The sequence below is a fragment of the Lysobacter sp. H21R4 genome, from assembly GCF_015277535.1.
GTDB classification, from domain to species: Bacteria; Pseudomonadota; Gammaproteobacteria; order Xanthomonadales; family Xanthomonadaceae; genus Novilysobacter; species Novilysobacter ciconiae.
Map to the genome: position 1 here is coordinate 918,907 of NZ_CP063772.1, position 18,064 is coordinate 936,970.

At 67.7% G+C, this 18,064-nt stretch carries 18 protein-coding genes; 5 read left to right on the plus strand and 13 right to left on the minus strand.

From position 1 onward, the window contains the following. Positions 1-8: 8 nt before the first annotated feature. Positions 9-692, minus strand: a complete 684-nt coding sequence (purN, locus tag INQ40_RS04210; RefSeq protein WP_194341970.1) for a phosphoribosylglycinamide formyltransferase — start codon at positions 690-692, stop codon at positions 9-11. A 23-nt stretch (positions 693-715) separates the two neighbouring features. Next, a complete protein-coding gene (gene purM, locus INQ40_RS04215) occupies positions 716-1,741 on the minus strand; it encodes a phosphoribosylformylglycinamidine cyclo-ligase (protein ID WP_194341971.1) in 1,026 nt (341 codons plus the stop codon). 243 nt (positions 1,742-1,984) lie between these two features. Between purM and INQ40_RS04220 the strand changes: the two genes are divergently transcribed. From INQ40_RS04220 to hda, 3 genes are all read left to right on the plus strand, one after another. Further along, a complete protein-coding gene (locus tag INQ40_RS04220; protein WP_228482175.1) occupies positions 1,985-3,109 on the plus strand; it encodes a DUF2066 domain-containing protein in 1,125 nt (374 codons plus the stop codon). Then, positions 3,109-4,266 carry an AI-2E family transporter gene (locus INQ40_RS04225; RefSeq protein WP_194341973.1) on the plus strand — a complete coding sequence of 386 codons (1,158 nt, stop codon included), beginning with the start codon at positions 3,109-3,111 and terminating at the stop codon, positions 4,264-4,266. The genes INQ40_RS04220 and INQ40_RS04225 overlap by 1 nt, the downstream gene beginning before the upstream one ends. Positions 4,267-4,328: 62 nt before the next feature. After that, on the plus strand, positions 4,329-5,015 hold the full coding sequence (gene hda, locus INQ40_RS04230) for a DnaA regulatory inactivator Hda (protein ID WP_194341974.1): 687 nt from the start codon (positions 4,329-4,331) through the stop codon (positions 5,013-5,015). Here the strand turns inward: hda and murU are convergent. The 4 genes from murU to INQ40_RS04250 form a co-directional block, all read right to left on the minus strand. Beyond that, on the minus strand, positions 5,005-5,709 hold the full coding sequence (gene murU, locus INQ40_RS04235; protein WP_194341975.1) for an N-acetylmuramate alpha-1-phosphate uridylyltransferase MurU: 705 nt from the start codon (positions 5,707-5,709) through the stop codon (positions 5,005-5,007). The two genes, hda and murU, sit on opposite strands and share 11 nt — an antisense overlap. Continuing rightward, positions 5,706-6,731 (minus strand): phosphotransferase, encoded by a 1,026-nt coding sequence (locus tag INQ40_RS04240; protein ID WP_194341976.1) that lies wholly within the window; start codon positions 6,729-6,731, stop codon positions 5,706-5,708. Before INQ40_RS04240 ends, murU begins: the two co-directional genes overlap by 4 nt. Positions 6,732-6,792: 61 nt before the next feature. Continuing rightward, entirely contained in the window at positions 6,793-7,056 is a 264-nt protein-coding gene (locus INQ40_RS04245) for a GlsB/YeaQ/YmgE family stress response membrane protein (protein WP_193986508.1), read from the minus strand. A gap of 59 nt (positions 7,057-7,115) precedes the next feature. Continuing rightward, positions 7,116-8,606, minus strand: coding sequence for a M20 family metallopeptidase (locus tag INQ40_RS04250; RefSeq protein WP_194342414.1), 1,491 nt, complete (start codon positions 8,604-8,606; stop codon positions 7,116-7,118). A gap of 220 nt (positions 8,607-8,826) precedes the next feature. On the opposite strand from INQ40_RS04250, the gene INQ40_RS04255 reads away from it, so the two are divergent. After that, entirely contained in the window at positions 8,827-9,132 is a 306-nt protein-coding gene (locus tag INQ40_RS04255) for a ComEA family DNA-binding protein (protein ID WP_194341977.1), read from the plus strand. Between the two features lie 182 nt (positions 9,133-9,314). Next, positions 9,315-9,989: a HutD family protein gene (locus INQ40_RS04260; protein ID WP_194342415.1), complete on the plus strand. Its 675-nt coding sequence runs from the start codon at positions 9,315-9,317 to the stop codon at positions 9,987-9,989. Here INQ40_RS04260 and INQ40_RS04265 read toward each other — a convergent pair. From INQ40_RS04265 to INQ40_RS04295, 7 genes are all read right to left on the minus strand, one after another. Then, positions 9,983-11,629 (minus strand): sulfite reductase flavoprotein subunit alpha, encoded by a 1,647-nt coding sequence (locus INQ40_RS04265; protein ID WP_228482111.1) that lies wholly within the window; start codon positions 11,627-11,629, stop codon positions 9,983-9,985. The two genes, INQ40_RS04260 and INQ40_RS04265, sit on opposite strands and share 7 nt — an antisense overlap. A gap of 53 nt (positions 11,630-11,682) precedes the next feature. Then, positions 11,683-12,621: an FAD:protein FMN transferase gene (locus tag INQ40_RS04270; protein ID WP_228482112.1), complete on the minus strand. Its 939-nt coding sequence runs from the start codon at positions 12,619-12,621 to the stop codon at positions 11,683-11,685. A gap of 152 nt (positions 12,622-12,773) precedes the next feature. Next, positions 12,774-13,586 (minus strand): DUF4198 domain-containing protein, encoded by an 813-nt coding sequence (locus INQ40_RS04275; protein WP_194341978.1) that lies wholly within the window; start codon positions 13,584-13,586, stop codon positions 12,774-12,776. Between the two features lie 44 nt (positions 13,587-13,630). Further along, a complete protein-coding gene (locus tag INQ40_RS04280; RefSeq protein ID WP_228482113.1) occupies positions 13,631-14,149 on the minus strand; it encodes a DUF2271 domain-containing protein in 519 nt (172 codons plus the stop codon). 55 nt (positions 14,150-14,204) lie between these two features. Continuing rightward, entirely contained in the window at positions 14,205-14,843 is a 639-nt protein-coding gene (locus tag INQ40_RS04285) for a PepSY-associated TM helix domain-containing protein (protein ID WP_194342418.1), read from the minus strand. A 93-nt stretch (positions 14,844-14,936) separates the two neighbouring features. Further along, entirely contained in the window at positions 14,937-17,126 is a 2,190-nt protein-coding gene (locus tag INQ40_RS04290; protein WP_194341980.1) for a TonB-dependent receptor, read from the minus strand. A 244-nt stretch (positions 17,127-17,370) separates the two neighbouring features. Then, positions 17,371-18,063: a Fe2+-dependent dioxygenase gene (locus INQ40_RS04295; RefSeq protein ID WP_194341981.1), complete on the minus strand. Its 693-nt coding sequence runs from the start codon at positions 18,061-18,063 to the stop codon at positions 17,371-17,373. Position 18,064 lies beyond the last annotated feature (1 nt).

Below are 18,064 nucleotides of genomic sequence, written 5' to 3' on the forward strand. Positions count from 1 at the left end.
TGAATGGCTCAGGTGGTCGTCAGGCGCCGAGGATGCAGGTTGTTGTCTGAATCCAGCTTCATCGGTGCATGGAGCGGGCGTGCGTCGATGAAGACCGTCGCGTCCTGCAGCTCGACCCGCCGGTCGGCAAACAGCCGCAGGGTCGCCACCAGCAAGGGATGCTCGCGCAGCAGGACACGCGCCGCCAGCGCTTCCGCATCGTCGCCGGGCTCGATGGGCACGCACGCCTGCGAGATCACCGGTCCGCCATCCAGCTCGGCGGTGACGTAATGCACGCTGGCGCCGTGTTCGCAGGCGCCCGCGTCCAGCGCCTGCTGATGGGTATGCAGACCCTTGTGGGCGGGCAGCAGGGATGGGTGGATGTTGATGATGTGCCCGGCGTGCGCGTTCACAGTCGCAGCACCCAGCAGGCGCATGTAGCCGGCGCAGACGATCAGATCCGGCTCGGTCGCGTCGATGCGCGCAAACAGTTCGGCCTCGTAGCTCTGGCGATCCGGAAATCGCCTGGGTTGCACGGCGACGGCGCGAATCCCGGCGCGTTCTGCCCGCTCCAGGACCGGGGCGCGGCGGCGGTCGGAGAACACGCCGACCACCTGCGCATCCAGCGTCCCGGCGGCAATCGCGTCCACGACCGCCTGCAGGTTGCTGCCGCGCCCGGAGGCGAGCACCGCGATGCGCAGCGGGGACGTCATTGGCGGATCACCCAGCGGTCGGATCAGCCGATCCGGACGCGCTCGTCAGCGCCGGCCACCGCCACTTCGCCGATCCGGCGGTGCGACAGCGCGAGGCCGTCGAGGGTGGATTCAACGGCTGCCGCCGCGTCCTGCGGCACCACCAGCACGAAGCCGATACCGCAGTTGAAGGTGCGCCACATCTCGGCGTCGGCCACGGCGCCTTCGCGCTGCAGCCAATCGAACACGGGCGGCAGGACAATGGCCGACGCTTCGATCCGGACGCCCAGGCCTTCCGGCACGACGCGCACGATGTTCTCGGTCAGGCCACCGCCGGTGATGTGGGCCATGGCATGCACCGCCTCGCCGTGCTCGCCGCGCAGCAGCGCGAGCACCGGCTTGACGTACAGCGCGGTGGGCGCCATCAGGGCATCAATCAGCGACGTACCGTCAAAATCGACATCGTCCGGACGCCCGGCCCGATCGAAGATGCGACGGATCAGCGAATAGCCGTTGGAATGAGGGCCCGAAGACGCGATGCCGATCAACACGTCGCCCGCGGCAACGCGGCTGCCGTCCCGCAACTCGGTCTTCTCGACCGCGCCGACGGTGAAACCGGCCAGGTCGTATTCGCCCGGGGCATACATGTCCGGCATCTCGGCGGTCTCGCCGCCGATCAGGGCGCAGCCGGCCAATTCGCAGCCGCGTGCGATGCCGCCGACCACGGCAACCGTGGTCTCGATGTCGAGCTTGCCGGTGGCGAAATAGTCCAGGAAGAACAGCGGTTCGGCGCCCTGCACCAGCACGTCGTTGACGCACATGCCGACCAGGTCGATGCCGATCGTGTCGTGGCGGCCGAACTGCTGGGCCAGCTTCAGCTTGGTGCCCACGCCATCGGTGCCCGACACCAGCACCGGCTCGCGGTACTTGCCGGAAAGATCGAACAGGGCGCCAAAGCCGCCCAGCCCGCCCATCACCTCCGGGCGGAAAGTGCGCTTCACCAAGGGTTTGATGCGCTCGACCAGCTCGTTGCCCGCGTCGATGTCGACACCGGCCTCGCGGTAGGTCATGGGGACAGGAGAGGGTGTGGACGGTGCGGTCACGGCAGGCTCGAGGGCGCGGGTAGCTGCCGATTTTAGCAGCCAAGCGCGCCCGTGGCCCGCGCGAATGGACGCCGCGGCGGCGGTGCGGCACCATTTCGGACTGGCATCGAGTTGACGGGAACCACCATGGCGTATGCGACGGGCAGGAAAAACGACGGCGAATGCCGCGGTGCGATCTCGCAGGCACGGTCCCGGGCGATCGCCGGATGGATGAGCTGGGCGTGCGTGGCGGTCTTCGCGCTGGCCAGTTTCGGCGCGTCCGCGCAGCGCGTGGAGGGCGACCGTGCCACGGCGGAAGGCGCCTACAACGCCGAGGTGGCGGTCAAGGGCCAAGGCGCCGACGAGCGGCGCCGGGCCTTCTCGCGCGCGCTGGCGCAGGTGCTGGGCAAGCTGTCCGGCGACCGCAGCGCCGCCTCGCGCCCGGGTGTCGGCGCCGAGCTGCGCCAGGCCGAGAAATACGTGCGCAGTTTCGACTACCGCCAGGACGAGGGCCGCTCCGCCAGCGGTGCGCCGAGTTTCAAGACGATGCTGGTGGTCCGCTTCGATGAAGCCGCCGTCGATGACCTGGCGCTGACGCTGGCGTTGCCGGTCTGGCCGCAGCCGCGCCCCAAACCGGTGCTCTGGCTGGCCATCGATGATGGCAGCGGACCTCGCCTGGTGGACCTGAAGAGCGCCGATGCCGTCCGCTCCACATTGGACCGGGCCGTCGAGCGCGGGTACCGGCTGGGGTTGCCCAACGGCAGCGCCGCCGAAAAGGCCGTTGTGGGCGCCATCTGGCGCGGCGATACGGCAGCCGTGGCGCGGGCGTCGCAGCGCTACAGCCCGCCGATGCAGCTGATCGGCAAGCTCTACCGCAGCGGCGGTGGTTGGACGGCCGACTGGATTTTCGTGGACAACGGCAAGGTCCTGTCGCGCTGGTCGGAAAGCGGCCCCAGTGCCACCCAGCTGATGGCCACCGGTGCCGACGGCAGCGCCGATGCGTTGATGAAGCGCTATGCCAAGCGCCCCGAAACCGGTCCGGCGGGCACCTACCGGGTCGCCTTCACCGGCCTGCGCAGCGCGGATGACTACGTGCGCCTGTCGGGCTACCTGCAGGGTCTGACCGTGGTGCGTGGCATGCGCCCGGCACTGGCGACGCCGCAACGCATGGAGTTCGACCTGGACCTGCTGTCGGGCGTGCGCGGGTTCAACCTGATGGTCCAGCGCGACGGCGTGCTGGCGGCGGTCGACCGCGGGCGTGACACGTCCATCGGGCCGGTGGGAATGCCGGATGCCGAGCCCGGCGACGCGCAGATCGACACGTCCGCTTCCGTGCCCGTGTACACGCTGCACTGATGACCGGTCCGGATCCCCTGGTCGAGATCGCCCGCTTCCTGCGCCGTCTGCAATGGGCGGCGCTGGCGGTGGCGCTGTGCTGGATCGTTTGGCTGCTCTCGCCGGTGCTCTCGCCCTTCGTGCTGGGCGCGTTGCTGGGCTGGTTGGGGGATCCGGTGGTCGACCGGCTGGAGCGCGCCGGTCGCTCGCGCAACTCCGCGGTGCTGCTGGTGTTCACTGCGATGTCGCTGCTCGTGGTGCTCGGGCTGGTGCTGCTGGTGCCGCTGATCCAGGAGCAGATCATGACCCTGATCGACTCCATCCCCGGCTACCAGCAATGGGTCGTCAGCACCGCCATGCCCTGGGTGGAGATGCGCACCGGCATGGAAATCACCGGCTGGCTGGACCTCAACCATCTGGTCGAACTGGTCCGCGCCAACTGGGAAAGCGCGGGCGGGTTTGCCAGCAACCTGCTGGGCTACATGTCGCGCTCGGGCTTTGCCCTGATCGCGCTGGCAGCCAACATCGCCCTGCTGCCGGTGGTGACCTTTTTTGCCCTGCGCGACTGGGATCTGCTGGTCGCGCGGGTGGCATCGCTGATTCCCCGTGACCACCTGCAGACGGTCACCCGGCTGGCAACCCAGTCCAGCGAGGTGCTCAGCGGATTTCTGCGCGGGCAGTTCCTGGTCATGCTGGCGCTGGGGGTGATCTACGCGGTCGGCCTGTGGGGCGTGGGTCTGGACCTGGGCATCCTGATCGGCATCATCGGCGGCATCCTGACCTTCGTGCCCTACGTCGGGCCGGCCACGGTGCTGGTGCTGGGTTGTATCGCCGCGGTGGTGCAGTACGGCGACTGGCAGCACTTCCTGGCGGTGCTGGTGGTGTTCGGCGTCGGCCAGTTGGTGGAAAGCTACTGGCTGACTCCGAAGCTGGTCGGCGATCGCATCGGCCTGCATCCGGTGGCGGTGATCTTTGCCGTGCTGGCGGGCGGCCAATTGTTCGGCTTCCTGGGCATGCTGATCGCGCTGCCGTGCGCGGCGGTGGTGAATGTACTGCTGCGCTACGCCGAGGAGCGCTACACCCACAGCCGCCTGTACGCCGGAGCGCCCTCGCGGATGATCGTGGTTGGTGAAGAGCCGCTATCACCGCCGCTCCCGCCGGAACCAAAAGCCGAGTGAATGCCCGGGATCCCGCCGCGCCCGCGGCAGGTGTCTCCGCGGCAGCGCTGCGGGATTCGGGGGTGCCGCAGTTGCCCCTGGCCTTGCGCTACCCGGCCGACCAGCGACTGGACACGTTCGTCCGGCCGCCGGCGGGCACGCTCGAGCAGTTGATCGCCCTGGCGACGGGCGAGGGCAGCGATTGGTTGTATCTGGCCGGTCCTGCCGGCACCGGCAAGACCCACCTGCTGCTGGGAACCTGCGCCGCTGCAGAAGCGGCTGGCCGCCGTGCCGCCTACCTGCCGATGGCGGCTGCGGTGGGTCGCCTGCGCGATGCGCTGGAGGCGCTGGAAGGCAACGACCTGCTCGCGCTCGACGGTCTCGACGTGGTCGCCGGCCGGCGCGAGGATGAGATCGCCCTGTTCGACGTCCACAACCGCGCCCGCGCCGCCGGTACCCGCATCGCCTATGCGGCGCGTGGCAATCCCGATGAGCTGGCACTCGTGCTGCCGGACCTGCGCTCGCGCCTGTCGCAGTGCAGCCGGATCAACCTGCACCCACTGGACGACGAGGGTCGTCGCGAGGTGTTGCGCCAGCGCGCGCGGCGGCGGGGCTGGGTGCTCGAGGACGCGGCGCTGGACTGGCTGCTCAAGCGGGTCGAGCGTGACCTGGCCGGCCTGACCGTCTTGCTGGACCGGCTCGACCGGGCCTCACTGGCCGCGCAGCGACGGATTACGGTGCCGTTCCTGCGTCAGGTGCTCAACGGCTGAGCGACGCGTCCAGTTCGGCCAGCCGCTGCGGCGTGCCGACGTCGGTCCATTGGCCGCGGTGGTGTTCGCCAGTGACTGCGCCCGTGCGCATCGCATGGCGCAGGATCGGCGCCAGCGGGAACCGCGGCCGTGCCTCGACGCCCATTTCCGGCGCTCCGATCACGGTGTTCCAGTCCGCCAGCAGCGAAGGCCGGTAGACGCCGATGCCGGCGAACGTCATCCGATTCGGGCCGTCGATCGACACCACGCCCGTGCCTTCCAGTGAAAAGTCGCCCTCCGGGTTGTGCGCCGGGTTGCCGACCAGCACCAGATGGGCCTCGCCCGTCGGCTGTCTTGGCAACAAAGCGGGGTCGAAATCGCTCCACACATCGCCGTTCACGGCAATAAACGGAGCCTCGTGACCCAGCAGGTCGAGCGCACGCAACATGCCCCCGCCGGTTTCCAGCGGTTCCGGCCCTTCGTACGAGTAGCGCAGTGTCAGCCCCCACTGGCGTCCATCACCCAACGCGGGCTCGAACTGGTCCGCCAGCCAACTGGTGTTGATCACCACCTCGCGCACGCCGATGCCGGCAAGTCGCTCCAGGTGCCACACGATCAACGGCTTGCCACCGACGCGGAGCAATGGTTTTGGCACGCGATCGGTCAGCGGCCGCATGCGCTCGCCGCGGCCGGCGGCCAGGATCAGCGCCTTCATGCCGGCGGCTGGAACGGGCGGGCTGCCATCGCGGGTTTGACATGCCGATCGATGATCCCGGCCAGTCCGGCGAGCTGCGGGTACCGCGGCAGGACGGCATCCAAGTAACCAATGAAGCGAGGCGCGTCGGCGAGGTAGCGCGGCTTGCCGTCGCGATGCCAGAGGCGGGCGAAGATGCCCAGTATTTTCAGGTGACGCTGGACGCCGATCAGGTCCGCATCGCGGCGGAAGCGGTCCAGTGCCGGCACCGGCAGGCCCGCGGCGACTGCGCGCGCGTGGTAACGGCCAAGCCACTCCTCGACCTTCGCTTCCGGCCAGCTCAGGAACGCATCCTTGAACAGGCTGATCGGGTCGTAGGCGATCGGACCGCGGACCGCGTCCTGGAAGTCGAGCACGGCCGGTCCCGCGTCCACGGGCATCAGGTTGCGCGGCATGAAATCGCGGTGGACGAATACCTGCGGCTGGGCCAGCGCGGCATCGACCAGGAAGCGGTTGACCTCAGCCAGCGTCACCTGCTCGGCTGCGGACAATTCGATGCCGAGGTGGCGATCAAGGAACCAGTCCGGGAACAAGGCCAGTTCGCGCGTCAGCAGGGCATCATCGTAGGCGGGCAGGTCGGCGGCGCACGGCAGCGCCTGCAGCTTCAGCAACTCGCCGATCGCCGCATCGAACAGGGCATCCGCATTGTCCGCGGTGATCACCTGCAGATAGGTCGGCCCACCCAGGTCTTCCATCAGCACGAACCCCGTGCGTTCGTCCTGGGCGAGCACACGCGGCACCCGCACGTCGTGGCGTTCCAGCAGGTCGCGCACGCGCAGCCACGGCGCGACATCCTCCTTGTCGGGCGGCGAGTCCATCACGATCCAGGGCGTGCCGTCGTGTCCTGCGCTGCGCCAGTAACTGCGGAAACCCGCATCCATCGATGCGCGCTGAAGCGTCAGCGCGGGGTGGCCGGACGCGCGGCGGGCCCAGTCAAGACGCGCATCCGCGCGCTCGCGGGACTCGGCAACAACCTGGTTCATGCAGTCTCCGATGGCCGCCGGGAATGGCGGCAGGCGATGGGGTTAATGGGGTCGAGGTTGATCAGCGGCGCGTCGAGCGGCGGCGTTCGCGGACCATGTCCTGCACCACCAGCAGGACCATCGCGGCGATGATGGCCAACGCCCACACCAGCAGTCGGCTGGTGACGCCCATCTCGGTGGCCAGCCAGCTGCCGGACAATGCGCCGACGATGCCCAGGACGATGGTCATGATCCAGCCCATCGGGTCCGGGCCGGGTTTCAAAAGCCGGGCGAGGATTCCGATGACCGCGCCGCCGGCGACGTAACCCAATACTCCGTTGAACATGGCGTTCTCCGTTACAGCGCAGATGGGTGCAGCGCCCGCGTTGGAGCGCTGCCCGTCACTCAGCAGCAGCCATGATCGCCGCGTTCCTGCACGCTGCCAGCCGCCGCCGCACCGGTGGTCTCCCCGCGCTGTCCGGCTTCGTGGTGACGCGTGATCACGTGGGCGACGCTGGCGGTAACCCGCTTGCCCATCGGAATGTGCAGGAACTCATTGGGCCCGTGTGCGTTGGAGTGCGGGCCGAGCACGCCAGTGATCATGAACTGCGCGCCGGGGAACTTCTCGCCCAGCATGCCCATGAACGGGATCGAGCCGCCTTCGCCCATGTACATCGCCGGCTTGCCGAAACAGGCCTGGCTGGCGCTTTCGATTGCCTCCGTCAGCCAGGGCGACTGCGCCGGCGCGTTCCAGCCGGTGGAGGACTTCTCCAGTTCCAGCTCGACATGCGCACCGTTGGGCGGATTGTCGAGCAGCGTCTGCTTGAGGATCTCGCCGGCGCGCTTGCCATCCAGGGTCGGCGGGAGGCGCAGCGACAACTTCACCGCCGTGTGCGGGCGCAGCACATTCCCCGCCGAGTCCAGCGAAGGCATGCCATCGATCCCGGTGACCGACAGTGCCGGGCGCCAGGTCCGGTTGAGCACCAGCTCGGCCAAGTCCTCGTCCATCGGCTGCATGCCCTCCAGCAGGGGGAACTTGTCGTACACCGCGGTACCCAGCACGCCGGCCGCCTGCCGCGCCTGTTCAAGACGCTCGGCGGGGACCTCGGCATGCAGGCCTTCGACGACGATCCGTCCGCTGTCCTCGTCTTCAAGTCGCGACAGCAACTGGCGCAGGATGCGGAAGCTGGACGGGACCACGCCGGACGCGTCGCCGGAATGGACGCCTTCGCTAAGGACCTTGACCGTGAAGTTCCCGCCGGCCAGGCCGCGCAGCGAGGTGGTGCACCACAGCTGCTCGTAGTTGCCACAGCCCGAATCCAGGCAGACGACCAGCGACGGCTTGCCGATGCGCTCGGCCAAGTGGTCCACGTAGGCCGGCAGGTCGTAGCTGCCGGACTCCTCGCAGGCCTCGATCAGGACCACGCAGCGGGCATGCGGCAGCTTCTGCTCGTGCAGCGCCATCACCGCGGTCAACGAGCCGTAGATCGCATAGCCGTCGTCGGCTCCGCCACGCCCGTACAGGCGGTCGCCCTTGATGACCGGCTTCCACGGGCCAAGGTCGTCATCCCATCCGGTCATCTCCGGCTGCTTGTCCAGATGCCCGTAGAGCAGCACGCAATCCTCGTCGCTGCCGCCGTTGGCGGCAGGAATCTCGATGAAGATCAATGGCGTACGACCTTCCAGCCGCACCACCTCGACCTTCATCCCGGGGATCGACTGCGCACGCGCCCACGTCTCCATCAGCGTGACGGCCTGCTCCATGTAGCCGTGCTCCACCCAGTCGGCATCGAACATCGGCGACTTGTTCGGAATGCGGATGTATTCCACCAGCTGGGGGACGATCTGGGCGTCCCACTTGTCGGCCACGAAGCGGTCGATGGCGGCGGAATCGATCTGGTTGGCATCCATGTGGAGCACCCGAAAAGGAGGGAGGGTCATTGTAACGCCGCCGTCGGGGTCGGAATTCCCCTACCCCGCGTCGGGGGACTGCCTTACCCGCGCGCGATGGCTTGGGTGATTTCGGCGCGCCCGGGATTGGGCGAAAGTTCATCCACCAACACGGCGACAGCCTTGGGGATGGAACCCCGCACTCACCAACCACAGGAGTCAGGACATGAAATCACTGCTGATGATTGCAAAAACACTGATGCTGTCGCTGCTGCTCACCGGCATCGCCTGGGCGCAGGAAACGGTCAACATCAACACCGCCGAGGCTGCGGAAATCGCCCAGGTGCTGACCAACATCGGCCCGGCCAAGGCGCAGGCGATCGTCGAATACCGCGAGGCCAACGGCGCGTTCCGCAGCGTGGAGCAGCTCGCGATGGTCAAGGGGATTGGGCTGGTGACCATTGAGAAAAACCGCGACCGCATCGTGCTGGCGGCATCGGGCAAGGCAGCCGGCAAGGTCGCCCAACGCTGACGAAAAACCATCTGCGTAGGCACCGGGATGCCGATGCAGGTGGGTTCGTGGGCAGGGACTGCCAACGCTCAGGGGAAGCCCTGGACAGGGATGTACGCCACCCGCTGCAGAGGGATCTGCCGCGGGTGGCACTTATTTTGAGCATGCGAAAAATCGCGCCAATGGCAGACTGTACCGCCGTCATGGCCGTAACCGAGATGAAGTCGCATGTCATCCATGGCGCCGATTACCGCCGCGAGCGCTGGCGCAACGGCTTGGGCTGGACGCGTGAGGTCAGCCGATCTGGCGATGAGTCGGACTTTACCTGGCGCATCTCAATCGCGGAGATCGATGCCGACGCGGCGTTCTCCTGCTTTCCCGGCATCGACCGGGAAATATCCTTGCTCTCGGGCAACGGTGTGGAGCTGTGCTTCGAAGACGGATCGCGCGAAGCGCTGGAGCCGCCGCATGGGCGGTATCGATTTGAAGGTGAGCGGACGCTGCATGCCGAGCTTCGCGATGGACCGGTGCAGGTGTGCAACCTGATGTGGAGCCGTGAACGGACTTGCGTCGAGTCGTGGTGCCGTCCGCTGGTGGGGTCGATGGTGCTGTTTGCCGCGGCGGGAGAAACCTGGTTACTGCACCTGATCGCCGGACAGGCCAGCTTCGCCGAGAGCAGCGGACTTCCCGCGCTGTCAGCAGGCGATACTGCGGTCCTTCATTCCAGCGCGGGTGGTCTGCGTCAATCCCGTGACGCCTGCGAGGTCCCGGCCATCCCTGCAAGCGCGAGCGGCGAACGTTTCGTTATGGATGGCGACGGTTACGTCCTGGTGGCGCGCATCACTGCGGCTAACTCCGCCGGCCGGGGCGATCAGTAGACGTCGCGGCGGTATCGGCCTTCGGCGTTGATGGCGTGCCATAACGGCATACCTGCGATCGACGCCAGGGTGTCCTCCACTGCGGGGGCCATGCCTTTCAGGCTGCCGCATACGTACACCGACGCGCCCTGTTGCAGCCAGTTCCGGAGGAGTTCGGCGCGTTCGGCGAGCAGGTGCTGCACGTAGCGTGGGGACGCCGCGTCGCGCGAGAACGCAACGTCCAGCCGCTCGATCTGCCCTGCTCGGTGCCACGCCTCGATGTCGTCGCGGTAGTGGAGATCGTGCGCGCTGCTGCGTTCGCCGAACAGCAGCCAGTTGTTGTGTCGACCGGCTTTGATGCGCTCTTGCAGCAGCGCACGCAGACCGGCCAGGCCAGTGCCGTTGCCGATCAGGATCAGCGGGCACGCGTCGTTCGGCGCGTGGAAATTGGCGTTGCGGCGGATGCGCAGGTGGATCGCGCCCGGAGCTTCGGCGTATGACGTCAGCCAGCCGCTTCCGAGGCCGAGCGCGCCCCGCTCATCACGGGTCTGGCGGACGAGCAGGCGCAGGCAACCTTCGGCCGGGATGGACGCAATGGAGTAGGCGCGATGGGGCAGGGGAAGGAGTTCATCGGCGACCTGCTGCGCGCCCTTGCCATGCACGTCTGCCGCCGAAGGCAAGCGGCTGGACGCGAGCAGTTCGGCCAGAGGCAGGCGGCGCTGCGCGTTCCTCGGGCCGACGGTGACAGGTACATCGCCGTCGAGGCCGGAGGCGGAAAGCCAGTCGCGGACCTGGTCGGCGGGGTTCTGCGGGCCTATCTCGGCCACGTCACCGGCCTGCCATCGCAGATCGCCGGGGCTTTCGGGGGACAGGCGCAGATCGAATACCGGCGCGCCCGGGCTGCCGGCATTGAGGTGCCGACGCTCATCCAGTAACCAGCGCGCATAGGTGGGCGGCTCCCAGTCGACCTGGTCGGCGGCACCGCAAAACCGGCCCAACAGGTACTGCCAGTGGCGCAGGGCGCCGGGATCGCCGTCGTCCACTTCGACCACGTCAAACAGCGGTTGGGCGCCAGCGCCACGGAGCCACTGATCGATCTGGTGGCCAAACGCGCAGAAGTGCTGGTAGTCGCTGTCCCCCAGGGCGAGGACGCCGTAGCGCAACTGATCCAGGCGCGCAGTGCCGGGCTCCATCGCAGTACGAATGAAGTTGAAGGCCGGGTCGGGCGCATCCCCTTCGCCTGTGGTGCTGGCGACGAACAGGACCTGTCCGGCTGCACGCAGCGTCGCCAGGTCCAGATCCGCGATGCTGATCAGCTGCGCCGGCTGTCCGGCTTGTCGCAGAGAAAGCGCGGTTCGCTCGGCAAGGGACTCGGCCTGCCCGAACTGGCTGGCATGAACCACCATCCAGTGCGCCTCGCTGGCGTCGACTGTGGAAGCTGTGGCCGAGGCCGAGGCCGCGGACACGGCCGGCCGGCGGTGCGGGCCGCGCAGCAGGCGCACGAAGCCCGCATAGCCTGCAATGACTGCTGCGGAGCCCAGCAGTGTCGACGTCCGCCATGCGGGGAAGGTCCAGGTGTCGACCTGCCACATCGCCAATCCAGCGGCGAGCGCGGCGAGGGCGAGGATCAGCAGGCCGTTGCCGAGCGCTCCGCGCGTCACTGGCCGGCGTTGCCGGAACCCGGAAGCCGATGCGGCCGGTGTCGGAATGCTGTTCACGACGGTGAGAGTGCGGCGCGGAATTGCGGAGTCATGCGCTTCTTGAAGCCGTCCCCGTCGTGCCATACGAAGAACGCGGCAAGCTTGCGGCGGCGGGCGTAGTCCCAGCCCTGCGCGGGACCGAGCACGGTAAGCGCGGTCGCCAGCGCATCGGCTTGCATGCACTCGGCGTGCAGTACCGATACCGACGCCAGGCCATGCGAGACCGGCTGGCCATTGCGGGGGTCGATGGTGTGCGAGTAACGCCGCCCGTTCTCAGCGAAAATATGCCGGTAGTCCCCCGAGGTCGCCATGGCCATGCCGTCCAGCGCGACCACCGCTTGCGCGGCCGCTGCGCGCTCGTTGAAGTCGGCCGGCGTGGGCTGCTCCACGGCAATCCGCCACGGCGTGCCATCGGGCTTGTGGCCGTGGCTGCGCAGTTCGCCGCCCACCTCCACCAGGAAAGCCGGCACTTCCTGTGCCAGCAGATAGCGCGCGGCCTGGTCGACCGCGTAGCCCTTGGCGATTCCGGACAGATCCACATACGCGTCGCCCGGCTGGGTCATGACGCCAGAGGGGTCAAGCTTCAGGCGTTGCCAGCCCACGCGTGTCATGGTCCGATCAAGCAACGCGGCATCAGGCGCCCTGCGTTCCCCATCCGGCCCGAAACCCCACAGGTTGACCAGCGCGCCGACAGTCGGATCAAACGCGCCGCCGGTGTCGCGGGCCAGTGCCAATGCGGCGTCCATGACCTGGCGCATTTCCGGCGGCAGCGGCTGTCGGGTGCCGGCGGCAGCGCGATTGAAACGACTCAGGTCGGAGCCGGACTCCCAGGTGCTCATCTGCGCGACCACGAGGTCGAGTTGCGCCTGCACACCGCGCTGAAGGTCCGGGATCGCCGCCGCATCGGCCTGCAGCCTCACCGACCAAGTCGTGCCCATCGTCAGCCCGTTCATGCTTTGCATCGACTGGGCCGCGGACGGCGCGACCGTCGCCGTCTCCGCTGCCGTCGCTGAAGCCGTCGACGCCAGCGCCGCGTTTGCACACTCGGCCACAGGCATGACGCAGGCGAGCACCAACGCTGACAGGGCAGTCGCGAGACGCATGCTTACTGGGGCAGCACTTCAAGGGTGGCGACGTAGCTGAGGCGCCGCTTGCTGGCCTCGGGGAGCGAGGTCAGCTCGTCGGTGCTGGTGGTCTCCAGCCAGTACATGCCCGCGTGCGGCCACTTCACCTGGAAGTTGCCGTCTGCACCGGTCACCACCTTGATCTCCTCGGGCTGGTCGCGGTAACGGCTCGCGCCGGGAATGATCTCGACCTCCAGCCCGGCCGCGGGCTTGCCGTCGAGCAGCAGCTGGAAGGTCGCCGTCTCGCCGGCATACAGGTCATTCGGATGCGTCACCGGGACCATCTCGATGCCCTTGCCAGACGGCTTGAACACGCTCGTGGTCGGCGAGCCGACCGTGGCGAAGGTCTCGACGCTGCCGAGTGACTCGGACACTTCAATGTCGGTCGCCGCCGCCGGAATCCCGGTCTTGAATTCGGCAGGGGTGCCGCGCCAGCGCTTGTTCTCACCGTCCAGCTGGTACTGGGCGAACATGCCGTGGTTGACCACCGCCAGCTTGTAGGTGCCTTGCTGGGTCAGCTCGAGATCGAACACGCTGCGGTACTTGCCCGTCGCGCTGTTCTGCGGCGCCACGCGACTGCCGTCGGGCGAGGTGACCTGCAGGCCGTCCAGGCGCAGCGGCACGTGGTTGAAATAGAACAGGTCGTTGGAAACCGCCGCGTCGACGGTCATCCACGCGCCGGTGTCGGAAAACACGGTGGCGGAGGGATGCAGCCAGGTCTTGTGCGCGGAGGCGGCCGATGGCGCCAGGCACAGCGTGAGGGCGGTGGCGATGCCGATGAGCTTGAGGTTCATTGCGGATTCCTTTGGGGATCGGTGTGGATGTGGCGAGCGCAGGCTCAAGGCGTGATCGAGACGCGCACCTGACCCAGCTCGGAAGTGCCTTTGGCCTTCAACTGCTGCGGCGACGAGCCGGGCCAGGTGATGGGCACGCTGACGACTTCGCGCCCGCCAACCTCGCGTGCGGCCTCGATGACCAGCTCGTACTTGCCGGGCGGCAGTCCCTTCAACGGTCCTTTTGCGTCGTTGAAGCGCAACTGGTGCTGTCCGACCGGGCGCGTCGCGCCGCTTACCCCGTCCACTGGCATCGGCGTGGAACGTCCGCTGCGGCGCCACCACTGGCGCATGTCCTTCAACCACTTGCTGCCCTCACCCGCCTTCATCTCGACGTCGTACCAGACCGCCAGGTTGGCGGCGACGCTGTGGTCAGGCCGCTCCAGCCACATGGCCACGTACGGGCGGTGGTACTCGGACACGTTCAGGCGGGGAATCTCGACGCTGATCTCCAGCTCGGCGGCTGGCAACGCGGCGGGCAGGACCAGCAACGCGAACAACGCAGCTGTGGCGATTGCACGCAAGCGCGCAGGTGGCTTGCTGAATAGACGGTGCGGCATCGGGCAGGACCTCTGGGTGTCAATGCATGAAAAGGATGATCAGCAGCGCCGGCAGCGCCACGCCTAGGCCGACCATCGGCCAGGTTTTTCCGCGCTGGCGCGAATGCATGTGCAGCAGCCACAGGCCGGTGAGGGCGAACAGCAGGCACGCCACCGCGAACAGGTCGATGAACCAGCGCCAGGCCGCGCCGGTGTTGCGGCCCTTGTGCAGGTCGTTGAGCCAGGCGATGACGCCGCGGCTGGTTTGTTCGTATTCCAGCTCGCCGGTGGCGCGGTCGATCGCCACCCAGGCGTCGCCGCCCGGGCGGGGCAGGGAGACATACACCTCGTCGTCCGCCCACTCGGCGCTGCGGCCTTTGGCAAGGACGTTCATTTCCGTCGCCAGCCAGTCGACGACGCTGGCCGGCAGGGGCGCTCCCTCGGTGTAATCCCCCGAAAGGCTGCGCAGGACACTCTCCGGCAGCGTGTCGGTGCGGGTGTCCACGCGCGGGGTCGCCTCGATCTGGGCAGCATGGTTGAGGGTGATGCCGGTGGCCGAAAACACCAGCAAGGCCGCCAGGCTGACGGCCGCGCTCATCCAATGCCATCGGTGCAGCGTCTTCAGCCACCAGCCCCGGGTGGAGCTGGCGCTGCTGGTGGTTGTGGCAGTGGCGGTCATGGAGTCGCGGTCACCGGGATTGGCACGATCGGCAATCATATTGCAGATGAGAATCAGTCGCAATTGATCATTCGGCCGCCCTCATGCTCAGGCTCAGAAGTCCACGTTCACCGACAGCCACAAGCGCCTGCCGGCCTCGCTGGTGCTGCGGGTGTTGGCGTAGGCCACGGTGCCGTTGTCGTCATACGGCAGGTAGTCGACGAAGTCCTTGTCGAACAGGTTGTACAGCGCCGCGTTGAGGCTGATCGCGTCGGTCACCCGGTAGCGGCCGCCCAGGTGGAACTGGGAGTAGGGCTTGTAGTCGCCCAGCTGGTCCTGCGCGGCGCCCGCACCCCGGTAGCGCGCGCTGCGGTACTCGCCGCGCAGGTACAGGGCCAGCGCGTCGGTCGCCTGCCAGTTCACGCTGCCGTTGAGCAGGTTCCTGGGCGTGTTGGTCAAGGGCGTGCCCTTGCCGCTGCCACTTTTCTGCTCGCTGTCGGTGCGGGTGTAGTTGAGCTGCAGCTTCCATGCCTCGGCCAGCGGAACCTGCATGGCGAATTCCGCGCCGCGGGTCACGGCCTTGTCGATGTTGACGGTCTGGCCGAGCGTCGCCGAGCGCGGAAACCAGCCCACGTCGACGCAGCTTGAGCCGGAGAAGTCCGCGGCGTTGTAGGCGGCCTGGCTGAGCCCGAATGCGCAGTTGGCTACCGGCGTGCCGCTGGCGATCTTGTCGCTGAAATCGTTGTTGAATACGGTCAGGCTGGAGTTGAAGCCGTTGTCGGCCGCGTAATACACGCCCAGCTCGGTGGTGGCGCTGGTTTCCGGCTTGAGCGTCGGGGTGCCGATCAACGGGATGGTGCCCTGGCCGCCGAAGCCCTTGATGCCCGGGGTCAGGTCCTCGATGTTGGGCGATCGGTAGCCTTCGCTGTAGCCGCCCTTCACCACCCAGTTCGCGTTGGCGTTCCAGACCAGGTACGCACGGGGGCTGAGGTGGCTGCCAAAGGTGCTGTGGTCGTCGTGGCGCGCGCCGACGGTGAGGTTCAGCGCGTCGTTGACGCTCCACTCGTTTTCGGCGAACAGCGCCCACTGGTGGAACTCGAATCCGTCGCTGGCCACGCCGTCGACCAGTCTTGCGTCCAGGTACTGGCCACCCACGGTCAGCTTGTTGCTGCCGATGTCGGTCACCAGTTTGGTGTCGAAGACGCGATTGCGGTTTTCCAGCTCGCGCGGGCTGCCGGCGCCCGCCGTGCCGGCCGGCAGCAGCCGCCCGATCGTCTCGGTGGTGGTTTGCTGCAGGCTGCTCTCAAGTGCGCCCAAGTCGTAGCGCGCGTCCCACGCCAGGGTGGCCTGGTCGCGGTTGAAGCGCAGGCTCGGAGCGTATCCGCCGGCGCCCAGGGTGCCCATCTGGCCGGTGCTGTTGTCGTACTCCTGGCGTCCGCTCGTGACGTCCAGCCACAGGTCGTGGTCGTCCGATGGCGTCAGCGCCAGCCGCGCGCCCACGTTGTGGCTGTCGTAGCTGACCGGGTTGGCGCCCATCCAGGGGACGATCTCCTCGCCGGTCAGGTCCGTGTATGCGATGTCGGAGGCGTCGCGCTTGAACCAGCCGCCACGCAGAGACAGGCCGAGCAGGTCGGGGACCAGGGGACCGTCAACGAAAAAGTTCGCGCCATACAGGTTGCCGAAGGACGAATCCTCCTGAAGGGTGGTTTCCATCCCGACCGAGCCTGCCCACGACGCGCCGACCTTGCGGGTGATGATGTTGATCACCCCGCCCATCGCATCCGATCCGTACAGGGTCGACATCGGGCCGCGGATCACCTCGATGCGGTCGATCGCCGACATCGGCGGGATGAAGTTGTTCGCGGTGTTGCCAAAATTGTTCGGCGCGACGTTGCCGGAGGTGTTCTGGCGGCGGCCATCGATCAGCACCAGGGTGTAGCTGGACGGCATGCCGCGCAGGCTGATCTGGGGCGCGCCGGTCTTGTCCACGCCGACCCCGATGTCCACGCCCTCCACGTTGACCAGCGCGTCTGCCAGGCTGTGGATGGGCTGCTGGACCAGTTCCTCGCGGGTCAGCACGGTGATGCTGGCCGGCGCCTCGCGCACCATCTGCTCGAAGCCGGCGGCGGTGACGACGACCGCATCCAGATCGGTGGGGCCGGCGGTGGCCGCGTCGACGGCGACTCCGGCGGCTGCACTGGCGATGAGCGGAGAAGACAGTGCAACCAGCAGCGCCAGTCCAAGGCCGGCACGACGGTGATGGGCAAGGGGTGCGATGGAACGGTTCGGACGGGGCGCGGTCATGATCTGGAAGGGATTCCCATAGGACGTGCAAGGCGAAGCCGCCGGCTTTTGCCGGCGAGAGCGCTAGCGGAAAGGTGGTGAAATTTGCAGCGCGTGGGGCGGTAACGAAGGCGCCGCTGTTTCATGAACAGGGCGATCGTAGATGATAATGGTTCTCAGTTGCAAGCGTTGCAAGCGTTGCAAGCCTTATAGGCGTTGTGAGCTCTATCCCTTCCCCTCACGGTCGCGCAGACGTCGTCTCGGCTCAGGTTTCCGCCCAGCGCCGGAGCAGGTTGTGATAGACGCCGGTGAGCTGCAGCAACGCAGCGGCATCCGCGCCCGACGCGGTCAGGGCCTGGATCGCCGTGTCCATCTCGAACAGCATCCGGCGCTGGGCGTCGTCGCGGATCAGGCTCTGGATCCAGAAAAACGCCGCCAACCGGGCGCCCCGTGTCACCGGCTCGACCATGTGCAGGCTGCTCGACGGATACAGGATCAGGTCACCGGCGGGCAGCTTCACTTCGTGCGTGCCATAGGTGTCGTGGATCACCAGCTCGCCGCCGTCGTACTCGTCGGGTTCGGACAGGAACAGCGTGCACGAGATGTCGGTGCGCATCGTCGCGGCGACCTGTCCCGGCGGGGCGGCCCGGGTCATCACCGCGCCGTCGACGTGGAGGCCGTACGTGCCGCCGCCCTGGTAGCAGTTGAAACGCGGCGGCAGCGCACGCAGGGGCAGGGCGGCGGCGAAATACAGCGGGCTGGCGGCGAGTGCGGCAGTGACGAGCTGCCCCAACTCGTGGCGCACCGGCGAGCCATCAGGCAACTGCAGGTTGCGCTTGACCCCGGCGCCCTGGGGGCCGACGGTCTCGCGACCATCGGTCCAGGCGGCGCTTTCCAGCGTCGCGCGGATCCGGGACAGGGACGCGTCGTCCAGTACGCCGGGGACATGCAACAGCATC